General features: G+C 64.0%; 15 protein-coding genes. 8 read left to right on the top strand and 7 right to left on the bottom strand.

Annotated features, from left to right (window positions below; translation table 11 throughout):
• Positions 1-87: 87 nt before the first annotated feature.
• Complete coding sequence (locus tag NDI89_RS15695) at positions 88-216, bottom strand: hypothetical protein (RefSeq protein WP_277522789.1); 129 nt, start codon at positions 214-216, stop codon at positions 88-90.
• Between the two features lie 100 nt (positions 217-316).
• On the opposite strand from NDI89_RS15695, the gene NDI89_RS15690 reads away from it, so the two are divergent.
• The 6 genes from NDI89_RS15690 (at position 317) to NDI89_RS15665 (ending at position 4,760) form a co-directional block, all read left to right on the top strand.
• Positions 317-802 carry a DUF309 domain-containing protein gene (locus NDI89_RS15690; RefSeq protein WP_277522787.1) on the top strand — a complete coding sequence of 162 codons (486 nt, stop codon included), beginning with the start codon at positions 317-319 and terminating at the stop codon, positions 800-802.
• Between the two features lie 184 nt (positions 803-986).
• Positions 987-1,784, top strand: a complete 798-nt coding sequence (locus tag NDI89_RS15685; RefSeq protein ID WP_277522785.1) for a M14 family metallopeptidase — start codon at positions 987-989, stop codon at positions 1,782-1,784.
• Positions 1,785-1,930: 146 nt separating this feature from the next.
• Complete coding sequence (locus tag NDI89_RS15680) at positions 1,931-2,275, top strand: glutaredoxin family protein (protein ID WP_277522782.1); 345 nt, start codon at positions 1,931-1,933, stop codon at positions 2,273-2,275.
• A gap of 119 nt (positions 2,276-2,394) precedes the next feature.
• Positions 2,395-2,979, top strand: a complete 585-nt coding sequence (locus NDI89_RS15675; RefSeq protein WP_226006725.1) for a DUF7110 family protein — start codon at positions 2,395-2,397, stop codon at positions 2,977-2,979.
• Between the two features lie 100 nt (positions 2,980-3,079).
• Positions 3,080-4,348 (top strand): PQQ-dependent sugar dehydrogenase, encoded by a 1,269-nt coding sequence (locus NDI89_RS15670; RefSeq protein WP_277522780.1) that lies wholly within the window; start codon positions 3,080-3,082, stop codon positions 4,346-4,348.
• Between the two features lie 91 nt (positions 4,349-4,439).
• Positions 4,440-4,760: a DUF7577 domain-containing protein gene (locus NDI89_RS15665; protein ID WP_277522778.1), complete on the top strand. Its 321-nt coding sequence runs from the start codon at positions 4,440-4,442 to the stop codon at positions 4,758-4,760.
• Positions 4,761-4,837: 77 nt separating this feature from the next.
• Here NDI89_RS15665 and NDI89_RS15660 read toward each other — a convergent pair whose 3' ends face one another.
• A complete protein-coding gene (locus NDI89_RS15660) occupies positions 4,838-5,578 on the bottom strand; it encodes an SDR family NAD(P)-dependent oxidoreductase (RefSeq protein WP_277522775.1) in 741 nt (246 codons plus the stop codon).
• 335 nt (positions 5,579-5,913) lie between these two features.
• On the opposite strand from NDI89_RS15660, the gene NDI89_RS15655 reads away from it, so the two are divergent.
• Positions 5,914-6,885, top strand: coding sequence for a phosphoadenosine phosphosulfate reductase family protein (locus tag NDI89_RS15655; RefSeq protein WP_277522773.1), 972 nt, complete (start codon positions 5,914-5,916; stop codon positions 6,883-6,885).
• A 235-nt stretch (positions 6,886-7,120) separates the two neighbouring features.
• Entirely contained in the window at positions 7,121-7,966 is an 846-nt protein-coding gene (locus NDI89_RS15650; RefSeq protein ID WP_277522771.1) for a hypothetical protein, read from the top strand.
• Between the two features lie 190 nt (positions 7,967-8,156).
• On the opposite strand, the gene NDI89_RS15645 is transcribed toward NDI89_RS15650, so the two are convergent.
• The 5 genes from NDI89_RS15645 to NDI89_RS15625 all read right to left on the bottom strand — a co-directional run bounded on the left by NDI89_RS15645 (position 8,157) and on the right by NDI89_RS15625 (position 12,659).
• Positions 8,157-8,348 carry a DUF7333 family protein gene (locus tag NDI89_RS15645; RefSeq protein ID WP_277522769.1) on the bottom strand — a complete coding sequence of 64 codons (192 nt, stop codon included), beginning with the start codon at positions 8,346-8,348 and terminating at the stop codon, positions 8,157-8,159.
• 90 nt (positions 8,349-8,438) lie between these two features.
• Positions 8,439-9,206: a hypothetical protein gene (locus NDI89_RS15640; protein WP_277522767.1), complete on the bottom strand. Its 768-nt coding sequence runs from the start codon at positions 9,204-9,206 to the stop codon at positions 8,439-8,441.
• A 168-nt stretch (positions 9,207-9,374) separates the two neighbouring features.
• Positions 9,375-10,217: an aldo/keto reductase gene (locus NDI89_RS15635; protein ID WP_277522765.1), complete on the bottom strand. Its 843-nt coding sequence runs from the start codon at positions 10,215-10,217 to the stop codon at positions 9,375-9,377.
• A 128-nt stretch (positions 10,218-10,345) separates the two neighbouring features.
• Positions 10,346-11,770: an amidase gene (locus tag NDI89_RS15630; RefSeq protein ID WP_277522763.1), complete on the bottom strand. Its 1,425-nt coding sequence runs from the start codon at positions 11,768-11,770 to the stop codon at positions 10,346-10,348.
• 142 nt (positions 11,771-11,912) lie between these two features.
• Positions 11,913-12,659 (bottom strand): proteasome assembly chaperone family protein, encoded by a 747-nt coding sequence (locus NDI89_RS15625; RefSeq protein ID WP_277522761.1) that lies wholly within the window; start codon positions 12,657-12,659, stop codon positions 11,913-11,915.
• Between the last annotated feature and the right edge of the window lie 28 nt (positions 12,660-12,687).

Genomic DNA, 12,687 nt, shown 5'->3' with positions numbered 1-12,687 from the left:
GCCTCCTAAGCGTTCCCGGGCCGGACTCGAGGGATCGCCGGGAGCGGCCGAGCACCGGACCGGTCGAGACGGCCGATCCGTACCGGATTACGCCGTTCGTTCGTCGATCTCCGACTCCGTATATCGCCGATCGCAGTTCAGACACTGGTAGCCGCCCTCGATGTGGGCGTAGAGGCGCTCACCACACTGCGGGCACCGGCCGTACGGTTGAGGCATCTGGTTCATGTACCGGGCGGAGTGAAATAAAACCGGTGCCTCCGCGCGATCGGGGCACGGAACCGACGAAATTACCCGCTCGGCGCTCCTCCGTACGATCATGGACGAGCACACCCGCGACTCCACCGTCGAGGCACCCGCCGGCAACCCGACGGGATGGCAGCCGTCCGCGGGCCGGTGGGACCACGCGACGCTCCGCCGTGCGACGGGACACGGCGTTCGACTGTTCAACGACGGTGCGTTCCACGAGTCGCACGATTGCTTCGAGGACGAATGGTATAACTACGGCAACGGCACCACCGAGAGCAAGTACTGCCACGGGATGGTGCAGGTCGCGGCAGGTGCCTACAAACGCGTCGATTTCGCGAACGACGACGGAATGCGGAGCCTCTTCGAGACCGCCCTCCAGTACCTGCACGGCGTCCCGAACGACTACTACGGCGTCGACGTGCTCGCGGTCCGAACCGCACTTACCAACGCGCTCGAGGACCCCGCGCAAATCGACGGCTGGCGGATCCCGCTCGACGGCGAGCGGCCGATCGCCGGTCCCGCCGACTACGACTACGCCGAGTCGCTCGAGGACTGACCGGTCGCCGTCGCCGTCGTCGATCGTCGGTCGTCGGTCGTGACAGGTCGACCGAGACGGGGTCGGGAAACGGGTGATTAGTGGGTGACGCTGGCACGGACGCCGGCGGTCGTTCGCGACCGGTGACCGGTTCGGGTTGTGAGAGACCGAATCGCCTTTCCCGTCTCAGCCCAAGTAATAGGTAATGAAAGTCGCACAGATTGGGTCGGGGACGCCGGAAGTCGCAGTCGTCGCGGGCGTTCACGGGGACGAACCCTGTGGCGTCCGGGCCGTCGAGCGGCTGCTCGACGAACGCCCGACCGTCAAACGGCCCGTCAAACTCATCATCGCGAACGAAGAGGCGCTGGAACGGCGGGTTCGCTTCATCGACGAAGACCTCAACCGTGCGTTCCCCGGCGATCCGAACGCGAAGACACACGAAGGGAAACTCGCGAACGAACTCGTCGCGGAACTCGAGGGGTGTCTGACCTTCTCGATGCACTCGACGCAGAGTCACGCCGATCCGTTCGCGATCGTCAACGGCGTCAGCGAGACGGCCAAAGAGATCGTTCCCCAACTCCCCGTGACGGCGATGGTCGAGACGAGTAACTTCGCGGAGGGGCGACTCTTCTCGGCCGTCGACACCGTCGAAGTCGAGTGCGGCCTGCAGGGCTCGGAGACGGCCGCACAAAACGCCGATCGACTGACTCGCGCGTTTCTCACTGCAGTGGGCGCGCTACCGGGCGACACGATCTACAAGGATCTGCCGGTCTACCGGCTCACCGACGTCATCGACAAGGGTGACGCCGACAGCTACGAGGTTTTCGTCGAGAACTTCACCGAGGTCGAAGCGGGCGCACCCTTCGCCGCCGCCGACGGCGACGAGCAGATCGCCGACGAGTCGTTCTACCCGGTTCTCATGTCGTCGAACGGCTATCGGAACGTCTTCGGCTACGCCGCGGAGAAACTCGAGGTCCTCGAAACGCCGACTGCGGCGGACTGACGGATCTACCGCGTTCCGCGTTCTTCCAGCATTCTTCCAGTAGTAGGCCCCTCTCGTTTCGGACCCGACATCGGTCGGGATTCGAGTCCGGCTTTCCGAGTGCCGATGACGCAAGGCATATGCCCGTCACGGCCGTATGGATGGGTATGGAGTTCCCACCGAATCAGGGTCTCGACCAGGACGAAGTCAACGAGCAGGTCGCCGACGCCATCGAGGAGAACGAGGTCGTTCTCTTCATGAAGGGAACGGAACTGATGCCCCAGTGTGGCTACTCCCGCAAGGCGCTCGGCCTGATCGACCAGTATCGCGACGACTACGAGACCGTCGACGTCCTCGAGTCGCTCGACGAGTTCCGAGCGGCGCTGGCGGACCGAAGCGACTGGGAGACCATTCCGCAAACGTTCGTCGACGGCGAATTCGTCGGCGGCTCGGACGTGCTCGAGGAACTCGACGAACGCGGCGAGCTCGAGGAGACGCTCACGAGCGCATAATTGTCGCGACCGCTGCGTTGATTTATCTGTTCCGAAACGTCACGGATTTAATAGCAGGTCATATAAGTCACGCGCTCGTACTAGCAGATCACGAGTATCGCCGTACACACCTTCCCACAATGTCAACAGAGGAATCCAGACACGTTTATCGGCTCCATTCGACGCTCGAATTGCCCCTCGAAGACCTTCGCGAGCATATCGACGACGCGACCTTTCCCGAAGGAATCACCGACGTCGAGATCACGCGGCGGAACAACACGCTGATTCTGAAGGCCGTCGCCGAGGATCAGTCGGTCAGCAAGTACACCCCGACGGCCCAGCTCAAGGCCAGCGTCACGGAAAACCGGGTCTACGAGGAAGACCCCGACGAGCGCCGACAGAAGTCCTTCAGCTGGGACGAGGAAGAGGAAGAGGAGATCGAGTCGGAACTCGTCGAGTTCGCCGCGTTCAAGGGCGACCGCGAGACCGTCCTCCAGAACTCGCTGTTGCAGTACCAGATGTTCCTCGTCCTCTGTGGGATCGCCGAGGCCGCCGAGAAAGGTACCCTGACGGCGATCTCGGAACGCGACGGCGATCTCGAGGCGACCCGCATCGTCGACGGCGAACCGCGACCGGCCGACATCGAGGTCGTCGAAGGGCCGCGCGACCACGGCTCGGGCCAGGGCGGCGTCAACTGGCGAGATAACAAGTTCATCACTGACTGAACGCCATCGGTGACGTTCAGTCGGGACGCTTCGTCTCCCGACAGCGGCCGCTCTCGAGCCCACACGGCTATTTGCATCTCGAAGTCGTACGACGAGCGCTATGGTATCTCCCACTGGCCGACGGCGCTTCCTGTCGATGGCAGTCGCCGGTGCGACGGGACTCGCCGGGTCCTCGATCGGATCGGCCGTCACTGACCCCGAGTCGCCCGCGAGTATCGACCGGCTGCCGGAGACGGTCGGCCTCGAGAGAGTCCTCGGCGGACTGGAAGCGCCCGTGGCCGTCGAATTCGCGGCCGATGGCGACCGACGATACGTCGCGGAACGGGACGGCCGTCTCTACGCTCACGAGTCGGACGGCCGGCGCGACGAGCCGTTTCTGGACCTGCGCGAAACGGTCGTGACCGGTGGCGAACGAGGCCTGCTGGGACTGAGCCTGCATCCCGACTTCGCCGAGAATCGTCGCCTGTTCGTCCACTACAGTTCGCCGTCTCGATCCGGAACGCCGGCGGACTTCGATCACACGGGCGTCCTCGCGGCGTTCGAGGCTACCGACGACGGCGGGCGGGCGAAACCGGGCTCCGAGCGAGTGATCCTCGAGATCCCGCAACCGAAGAACTACCACAACGGCGGCGATATCGCCTTCGGGCCGGACGGCTACTGCTACGTCGCCATCGGAGCCGGCGGGGGTGGCGGCGGGGGCGGGCAAGACGTGACCACGGACTTTCTGGGCGGCATCTTGCGTCTGGACGTCGACGAACGAGCGGGGGAGAAGGCGTACGCGGTACCGGACGGCAATCCGCTGGTCGGTCGAAGGGGACTCGACGAGTACTACGCGTGGGGCTTTCGGAACCCGTGGCGGATCTCGTTCGACGACGGCGACCTCTTCGCCGCGGACGTCGGCGAGAACGACTACGAGGAAGTCAACCTCGTGGAGAAGGGCGGAAACTACGGCTGGAACATCAAGGAGGGGACTCACTGCTACGACGCCGACGAGTGTCCGGACGAGACGCCGGGGGACGTTCGCGGTGGTGAGCCGCTCCTCGATCCGATCATCGAATATCCGCGCGAGAACGCGGAAACGGGGGTGGCGGGCGTCTCGGTCATCGGCGGCTACGTGTACGACGGTGAGAGAGTACCGTCACTGGCGGACGCATACGTTTTCGGCGACTTTCTGGCTTCGGGACGGTTGTTCGCTGCCACTCGTCCCGAAGACGGGAACGACCTGTGGCCGACCACCGTCGTCGAGGTCGCGAACGGGGAGCGACTCGAGCGACTCCTCTCCTTTGGCCGCGACGAGGAGGGGGAACTCTACGTCCTCGGAACCGGTGTCGACGGGGGTGGGCTCTATCGCGTGATCCCCGCCCCGTGACTGTTGCCGTCGCGACGACGCCCTACTCGATCGCTGCGGCGACCGCTCGGTCGGCGGTAACGATTTGTACTCCACACGGCGAATCGTGCCTATGGACGATCCGGGGCCGTACGAGACTCTCGGTCGGCTCGCCGTGGCGGCCTTCGTGATGATCGCGCCGACGCTTTGCTTCCTGGGTCTGATCAGGGGGCTCGAGCGGTTGCGCGACGACGATCTGATCAACGAGTGGGCGCGGACTCGCGGGGCCGACCACGACGTCACCGAACGGGACGACGTGCTCGCAGTAGTGGCGAGGGGGGTCGGAATCCAGACCGACGACTCGTCGACCGTCCGCTGTCCGGCGTGTGGAACGCGCAATCGAGCTGATGTGTCGTTTTGTCACGGGTGTCAGGGGCGGCTCGGATCGCCCTGACGGCTCGTGCGTTCTGTGGTCCCGCTCGACCGTCGCGATCGACGTCCGCTCCCCGCTCGAACCCGACGGCGGTACCGTCACTCGAAGTGCGCTTCCCACTCCTCGGTGGTCTTCGATTCGCCGGTCGCGCCGTCGGCACCCTGAGCCGCGAGCGAGGCGGCGGCGTCGTCCATCACGTCGGGCTGGAGGATCTCCGCGCGCTCGTCTTCGGGCAAGTGCCCCCAGATCTGCGTGTTGACCCGCCCGCCGGGATCGATCGCGTTGACGTTGATCCCGTCGCCCTCCACCTCGAGCGCGATCGCGCGAGTGAACCCCTCGAGTCCCCACTTGGACGTAATGTAGGGCGACGCGTTGGGCACCGCGTATCTCCCGAGGCCCGAGGAGACGTTGAGGACGTTCCCCGACTCCTGGCCGGTCTCGAGCATCGCCTCGAGGACGCGCTTCGTAAACAGGTAGACTCCTTTGAGATTAACTTCCATGATGCGATCCCACTCGCCTTCGTCCGTATTGAGGATGGAGCCGCGCTCGTCGCCGAAGTGCTCGCCCGGGATCCCGGCGTTGTTGATCAGCGTGTCGACGCGGCCGAACCGATCGATCGTCGAGCGAACGACGTCGTCGACCGCGTCGGAGTCGCGAACGTCCGCCGGCGCGACCAGCGTTTCGCCGGCCGCTTCCGCAGCGACGGCCTCGAGTTCGCCTTCGCTTCGGGCCGTGAGGACGACGTTCGCACCGAGCTCGGAGAGGTGAAGCGCCATCGATCGACCCAGTCCCTTGCTCGCACCGGTGACGATAATCGTCTCGCCGTCTAGATTCGTCATATGGTGACAGTCGTGACGGGGGAAGTAATACGTTCGTTTGTCGCCCCTCGAATCGGGGTTCCCTTCCCAGTTCACCGCCAGTCCGGCTGCCGATCGAAATATTTTCCGTTACCGTCGACGCTGCCCGTTCCACGCGCCCCAGTCGTGGAATCAGCGGGGGGACTCGAGCGATCCGAATTGCGGCCGCTCACTCGATCCAGTCGGCAGCGACGTCACAGGATGGACTACGAGGGGGAGACGCGGGCCCGGAGACGAACGCTGAACGGTCCGAGATGTCGACAGGCCTTTCCGCCGACCCAAAGGATTTACAACTCCTAATTAGATATAATTACGAGATGACCGAGAACTTCCCAGAGTACGTCGACGTCGATTACGACGACGGTACCGGCGAAGACCCCGTCGATTACCAGCACATTCAGGACAAGATCGAGAAGGCGATCGAGGTCACCCGCGAGGGCCTCGAGGAGTACGAGAACCCGGCGGTCATGTGGACCGGCGGCAAGGACTCGACGCTCACGCTGTACTTCATCAAGGAGGTCGCGGACCGCTTCGACCTCGAGGTACCGCCCGCAGTGTTCATCGACCACTACCAGCACTTCGACGAGATCCACGACTTCGTCGACCACTGGGCCGACGAGTGGGACCTCGAGGTAATCTACGCGCGCAACGAGGACATCGGCGAGTACGTCGACGAACACGGCCTCGAGCCCGGCGACGACATCGACATCTCCGAGCTCTCCGAGCACAATCAGCACCACGTCCGGGACATCCTCGAGTACGAGGAGGACACGTTCCCGTTCCTGCTCGACACCTACGTCGGCAACCACCTGCTGAAGACGGTCGCGCTCAACGACGCGCTCGAGGAGTACGATATCGACGGCGTCATCTCCGGCGTCCGCTGGGACGAGCAGGAGGCCCGCGCCGACGAGACGTTCTTCTCGCCGCGCCACGATCCCGACATCTACCCGCCCCACGACCGCATCCAGCCCATCCTGCAGTTCGACGAGGCCGCAGTGTGGGAGGCCTTCTGGAACTTCGTGGTGCCGGACACCGTCGAGAACTTCCCCGAGGAGGGCTACGTCCCCGAAGCCGACGACGACCTCCCCGAGGGCGTCGACCAGGACGACGTCCCGATCTCGCCGAAGTACTTCGCCGGCTTCCGCTCGCTCGGCAGCGAGATCAGCACCGAAAAGAACACCGAGGACCCCGCCTGGCTGCAGGACCTCGAGGGAACCACCGAGCGCGCCGGCCGCGCCCAGGACAAGGAGGACCTGATGGAGCGCCTGCGCGACCTCGGCTACATGTAAGCTGCCGATCGATCGACTTACAGTTCGCCGATCATTGATCGGTATCGTATTTTTGCGTCGTAAGTACCGCTATCAGTAGTCCGTTTCAGGCCCTCTGATTTCCGGTAGTCTCGTTGCCGTAGCATTGCTTTCCCGTCGTATCCACGCCTTCCTATATGTAGTTTTGAAGCTACATCAGTATTTGATAATATTAGTAGAAATATTAAATTACAGTAACTAAGAAGCAGATGCAGACATGAGAAAACGGACTCTCTTGACGGCGGCTGGGACAGCACTGACTGGAAGTTTCATCAGCGGAACCGTCGCTGGCGCGACGGTCGATTCGAACGACGCCTCCGACAGACGGGACGAACTCTCGGATTCGGACGGCGCGGCACTAGAACTGTCCGGAGAGAATATGCTATCCGAAGACGAGATGATCACGTACGCCGAAGAGAAAGCCGAGGAGTACGATATCCCCGCACGTGATATCGTTCCGACGGCAGCCTCTTCGGATGAGATCGGAACACAGAGCGCGGACATCGATACGACCAATCTCGGCTGGGTCGGTGGCTGGAATCTGGAGTACGACGTCACCTGCTGTCCCGGGAACGATGTGATGGGTAAAGTCGAAAACACGCTTTCGATGTATCGGGGCGAATACAGGGCCGAATCGGACAAGCGAATCTACTTCTTCTGGATGTGGTCGAACGGAAAACCGCAGACGATCTGGCAACTCGGGGCGATCAGAAGCAAGTTAGACGTCACTGACGGTAGCGTCGAGGTGACGGACTTCTCACCGTCTTCTCGAGTCAATAAAGGGGATACGGCCGACGTCGGTTTCGACATCTCGACGCCGGGTGGAACGGTCGGGATTTCGGGTCAGGCATCGACGAGCGAAACCTACCAACACAACAAAAGTGTGAATGTCGACGACGCCGGACACGTCACCGTCGAACTGAAAGACGCGACCGGTTTCTGGAGTTCGTGGAGTAGCCCACAACAGATCAATGCATGCGTTCAGGTGCGGAGTAACAGAAACTACGAACCCGGATCGGACATTCCGCATAGCGATTTTTACTGGCGAGTGTGGGGTGAGTAACGACGGTCAACGACGGAAATCGATTGCATTTCTGTCGCGGGAAGGGGTAGGTCACGTTGGAACGGCGTAGCTAACGGAGAAATCGTACGCTCTGGATCGATTTCAGCGGCCCGATCGACGGTCAGGACGCCGCCGTCGCGGTGTTTCTCGAACCGATTCGAGCGGTCGAGGCGGTACGTCGGATACCGAGTCAGTGAGCGGTTCGGTACTCGCCGTGTTTGACACCGAGGACGAGCATGAGCAACCCGAACGCGATCATCGACGGTGCGACCATCATCAACATGACGTTCATCGGCATCACGTCCATACCGATCAAGCCGCCGACACCGATCGCAATCACGACGACGAACACGGCTGCAGTCTTCGGAAGGTCGAACTCCATATGCGGCCGTTAGGAAGGAGGCCCCTAATGATATCGGGAATCGGCAGTCCGTTCACGAGTGTTGACCGAAACAGAAACGCAGCGACGAGACTACTCCGAGGGTCGAACGAGATTCGCCAGCGTGACGACGCCGCCGAGGAACCACCCCAGCGGGAAGGAGATGCCGACCCACATCGCGGCGTAGGCGGCTCCCTCGAGGGTGAAGTTCGATCGGAGGTACTCGCTGACGCCGCCGACGAACAACACGTTGTCGAGGACCCAGACGGCGAAGTCGTAGCTGGGATCGAGGACGTAGGGATGCAGCGACGGGGTGACGAGCGCGGCGACGACGGGTGGCAGGAACAGCGCCGTCATCGCGAAGGGGTAAGCGAGACCGACCGTCGTACCGCGGCCGCCGACCTTCGATGTCGTCGCCGCGAGTGCGGTCGATACCGTCGCGACGCCGCTCGCCGCTGCGACGGCGAGGACCGAATCGATGGGGATGGCGACCTGTTCCATGTATGACATCGCACCCCATGCGAGTGTCAGCAGCCCCCAGCCGAGTAGCGCGACGCCCGTGACGCCGACGATCCCCAGTCTGGTTCTGGTCGAGTCGAGTTTCGCCGCGTAGTAGCGGGTACCGAGGCCGATGACGGTAAGCGGATAGAGGGCGAACAGGCCGAGGATCCCGAGGACGCTCCAGCCGTGATAGCCGATCTTCTGCGGAAGCGTCTCGGGTTTCCACTTGCCCATGACGGAGTGGCCGCGGCCGCGTTGCCGGGGGAAGACGATCTCCATCCAGGCCCCGTGTAACCGCTGAATGTCGGCTCTGACCGCGCCGACGAACCCTCCGCCACCGCTTCGTGAGCGGGTAGACATACGCGAGCCAAAAAGCCGATGTACCGTAAACTTTCCTGCTTTTTCTTCCGCGGTGATACGTCGACAGCGAGTCGGTCGCGTCTCCGATCTCGGACGCCGAATCTCAGGGACGATAACCGAAGAGACGATCTCGAGAAAATCGAACGGAACCCGCAGTCGCCGCGCCGATCAGTTCCAGGGCGCGAAGTCGGGGTCGACCGCGCGACTCGTCTCGTCGATCGCGTCGATCGTATCGCGGTCCTCCCGATCGAGGTCGACCGTCAGCGATTCCCAGTTGTCGCCGATGTGGTCCCCGCCCGTCGCCTTCGGAATCGTGGTGACGCCCTTCTCGCGCGCCCAGGCGAGGCTGACCTGCGCCTCGCTTGCGCCGTGCTTTTCCGCGATCTCCCGGATTTCGGGCCGGTCGAAGACCTGTCCGCGGGCCAGCGGCGAGTAGCCGACGACTTCGATATCGTACTCGTCGCAGGCTTCCCGAATCGCTTCCTGGGGAAGCAGCGGGTGCAGTTCGACCTGATTCGCGAAGATCGGCGCGTCGCAGACGTCGACGGCGACCGCGAGATCCTCTGGCCGGAAGTTACTGACGCCGACGTTCTCGATCAGTCCCTCCTCGTACAGTTCCGAGAGGGCCGACAGCGTTTCCTCGGCGTCGTACTCTCCGGACGGCCAGTGGACGTACAGCAGGTCGACGTAGTCGACGCCGAGCCGATCCAGGCTCGCGCGAGCCGTCTCGAGGACGTCCTCGCGGGCGAGATTCGAGATCCAGATCTTGGTCGCGAGGAAGACGTCCTCGCGGTCGACGTCGGCGGCCGCGATGCCCTCCCCGACGGCTTCCTCGTTGTCGTAGGCCTGAGCGGTGTCGATGTGTCGATACCCCGTCTCGAGGGCCGTCTGGACGCTCTCGGCGCACTGCTCGGGATCGTCGTTCTGCCAGGTGCCGAGGCCGAGCATCGGCATGCCGTTCGCGGTCGGACACGTCTCCGGTGCGATCGCTTCGGCGTCGTGAGTTCCCATGTCCGACCGAACGCCCAGGACGCGAAAATGGGTTTTGGTACCGGTCATCGGTTCGCCTTGCGACAGCGGAATACCCCGCAAAGCGGCCGAACGAGGGCTGTGAACGGTGACCGTGATTCGCTCGATCGCTACTCGTAGAGGTGGTTCCAGGGCCGCTCGCGCTCGAGCGCCGCGCTCGCCGCGAGGATCTCGTCGTCGGCGAACCGGCGGCCGACGAGCTGGAGACCGACGGGGTGACCGCGGTCGGTCAGTCCGGCGGGCGCGGACGCGACGGGGTGGCCGGTCCAGTTGAAGGGCCAGGTCAGCGGCCAATCCCAGGCTTCGGCCTCGAGATCCTCGTAAAGACCGAGATCCGCCCGCGAGAGCGTCGGTGCCACGAGCAGGTCGTAGTCGGCGAACAGGTCCTGAACCGCGTCGTACACGCCGGTCCGGACGATGCCGGACCGAGCGACGTCTTCGGGGCCGTACTCCTCCCCGACGTGCAACATCGCGAGCAGGCTGTCGGAGACCTCGTCGGACCGCTCCAGAAAGTCGACGCCGTGGGCCTCCTCGATGACCGTCGCGCTCTCGAGGACGGAGGTCGTGTACGCCGGCATCGCGGCCTCGCTCAGTTCGGCCATCGAATAGCCGTGGTCGAGCGGAACCGTGTCGACCGTCGCACCCGCATCCGCGAACGCGGTGACCGCGTCGTCGACGACCGCACGCACGTCGTCGTCGATCGGGAAGGCGTCGAGGTCGGGACTGTAGGCGATCCGGTAGTCGTCGATCGGCCGCTCGACCGCGTCGCGGTAGTCGATATCGACGGGGACGCTGTTCGGATCGTCGGGGTGGGGGCCGTCCATCAGCGAGAGCAAGAGCGCTGCGTCCTCGACGGTTCGAGTCATGGGCCCCTTCGTTGTGTGCTGGAGTTCCCGACCGAACGCGCTCGGCCTGCCGTCGTCCGGTATCAGGCCGAAGGTCGGTTTGAACCCGTAGACGCCGCAGGCCGCGGCCGGAATGCGCAGCGAGCCGCCCGCGTCGCTGCCCGTCGCGATGGGGGTCATACCCGCTGCGAGCGCCGCGGCCGAGCCGCCGGAGGAGCCGCCCGCGTTCAGGTCGGTGTCGATCGGCGACGCCGTCGCGCCGATCAGTTCGTTATCCGTCGTGCCCTTGTGACCCAACTCCGGCGTGTTCGTCTTTCCGATCACGATCGCGCCGGCGTCCTCGAGGCGCTCGACGATCGCCGAGGTCCGATCGGCGACGTGGTCCGCGAAGAGCGCGGAGCCGTACGTGTGGCGGACGCCCTCCTTCACCGAACCGAGGTCCTTCAGCGCGAGGGGGACGCCGTGGAGCGGGCCGACGTCCGCTCCGTCCTCGAGCGCCCGATCCGCTTCCGCGGCCGCCTCGAGCGCTTCGTCCTCGCAGACGGTGACGAACGCGTTGATCTCGCCGTCGAGGGAGTCGATTCGCTCGAGGTGTGCCTCGACGGCGTCGGTCGCCGTGACGTCGCCGGTTCGGATTCGGGCCGCGAGCTCCGTCGCGGAAAGCCCCGTGAGTTCCGTCTCGCGTGACATACCACAACTCCCACACGAAGTACGATATATGTTAGCTCGATTTTCGACGCTATCGGGCGTGAATCTGGCCGTCGGTCGGTCGGAGCAATCGTCGGTACCGATCCGAATCGGTCGAAAACGGCTGCAAACCCGTCCGAATCCGTCACTGATACATCCGCAGCGGCTGTGCCTGCGAACTCTCGTCCTGTCCGATCGCCTGCATCTGCTGGGCCAACTCCTCCCGTTTCGCGCGGATCTCCTCCGCGCGGTCGACGAGCTCCCGGACGTCCACCTCGAGGTCCGCGACCTGCCCGATCCCGTCCTCGAGCAGGACGCTCGCGGCCTCGGGATCCGGGAACTGGTGGTCACACTCGACGACGAGACCGACGCTGCCGTAGTTCTCGTGTGCGGCGCGGTTGATGAGCGCCCCCGTCGGCCCGGTGATGACGCCGTCCTCGGGCGGAACCGGAATGTCGGTCGCCTCGAGTCGTTTGCCGGCGTCCCCGGTCGCGATCCCGTAGATGTCGGGTCGGTCCTCGGCCTCCCGTTCTGCGGGGAGCCCGCTGAGATAGAGCGGCGTGGCTTCCCGATCGACGATCCAGCCGGTCAAGCAGTCGGAGACGCTCTCGACCGCCTGTGAATTGATCGGCGCGTCGCTCTGCAGGGCGAGGAGATCGTGCTCGTCGCTGACGTAGAGTCGCACGGGAGGCTGCGCCGTCCGGTCACCGCTTCGGTAGACGCCGATCCGGGGCAGTCCCTTGCAGTGGACGCTCGCGTGATAGCGCATATCCAGTTGCTCGATGAGGTGGTCGGTCGCGATCTTTCCGACGAGACCGACGCCCGGAAACCCCTCGACGAGCATCGGGTTCTCGAGGTCCGCTTCCGGTCCCTGAACGCGGATTCTTGCCATATCCTGATATCGATCGACAGCGGCATAA

It is taken from the genome of Natrinema salsiterrestre (genome assembly GCF_029502005.1).
Lineage (GTDB): Archaea > Halobacteriota > Halobacteria > Halobacteriales > Natrialbaceae > Natrinema > Natrinema salsiterrestre.
This window is presented reverse-complemented; position numbering and strand designations above follow the sequence as displayed.

Bases quoted from the DNA above. Each gene is read 5' to 3' on its own strand.
- NDI89_RS15695 (WP_277522789.1), bottom strand. From the start codon at position 216: ATGCCTCAACCGTACGGCCGGTGCCCGCAGTGTGGTGAGCGCCTCTAC.
- NDI89_RS15690 (WP_277522787.1), top strand. From the start codon at position 317: ATGGACGAGCACACCCGCGACTCCACCGTCGAGGCACCCGCCGGCAAC.
- NDI89_RS15685 (WP_277522785.1), top strand. From the start codon at position 987: ATGAAAGTCGCACAGATTGGGTCGGGGACGCCGGAAGTCGCAGTCGTC.
- NDI89_RS15680 (WP_277522782.1), top strand. From the start codon at position 1,931: ATGGAGTTCCCACCGAATCAGGGTCTCGACCAGGACGAAGTCAACGAG.
- NDI89_RS15675 (WP_226006725.1), top strand. From the start codon at position 2,395: ATGTCAACAGAGGAATCCAGACACGTTTATCGGCTCCATTCGACGCTC.
- NDI89_RS15670 (WP_277522780.1), top strand. From the start codon at position 3,080: ATGGTATCTCCCACTGGCCGACGGCGCTTCCTGTCGATGGCAGTCGCC.
- NDI89_RS15665 (WP_277522778.1), top strand. From the start codon at position 4,440: ATGGACGATCCGGGGCCGTACGAGACTCTCGGTCGGCTCGCCGTGGCG.
- NDI89_RS15660 (WP_277522775.1), bottom strand. From the start codon at position 5,578: ATGACGAATCTAGACGGCGAGACGATTATCGTCACCGGTGCGAGCAAG.
- NDI89_RS15655 (WP_277522773.1), top strand. From the start codon at position 5,914: ATGACCGAGAACTTCCCAGAGTACGTCGACGTCGATTACGACGACGGT.
- NDI89_RS15650 (WP_277522771.1), top strand. From the start codon at position 7,121: ATGAGAAAACGGACTCTCTTGACGGCGGCTGGGACAGCACTGACTGGA.
- NDI89_RS15645 (WP_277522769.1), bottom strand. From the start codon at position 8,348: ATGGAGTTCGACCTTCCGAAGACTGCAGCCGTGTTCGTCGTCGTGATT.
- NDI89_RS15640 (WP_277522767.1), bottom strand. From the start codon at position 9,206: ATGTCTACCCGCTCACGAAGCGGTGGCGGAGGGTTCGTCGGCGCGGTC.
- NDI89_RS15635 (WP_277522765.1), bottom strand. From the start codon at position 10,217: ATGGGAACTCACGACGCCGAAGCGATCGCACCGGAGACGTGTCCGACC.
- NDI89_RS15630 (WP_277522763.1), bottom strand. From the start codon at position 11,770: ATGTCACGCGAGACGGAACTCACGGGGCTTTCCGCGACGGAGCTCGCG.
- NDI89_RS15625 (WP_277522761.1), bottom strand. From the start codon at position 12,659: ATGGCAAGAATCCGCGTTCAGGGACCGGAAGCGGACCTCGAGAACCCG.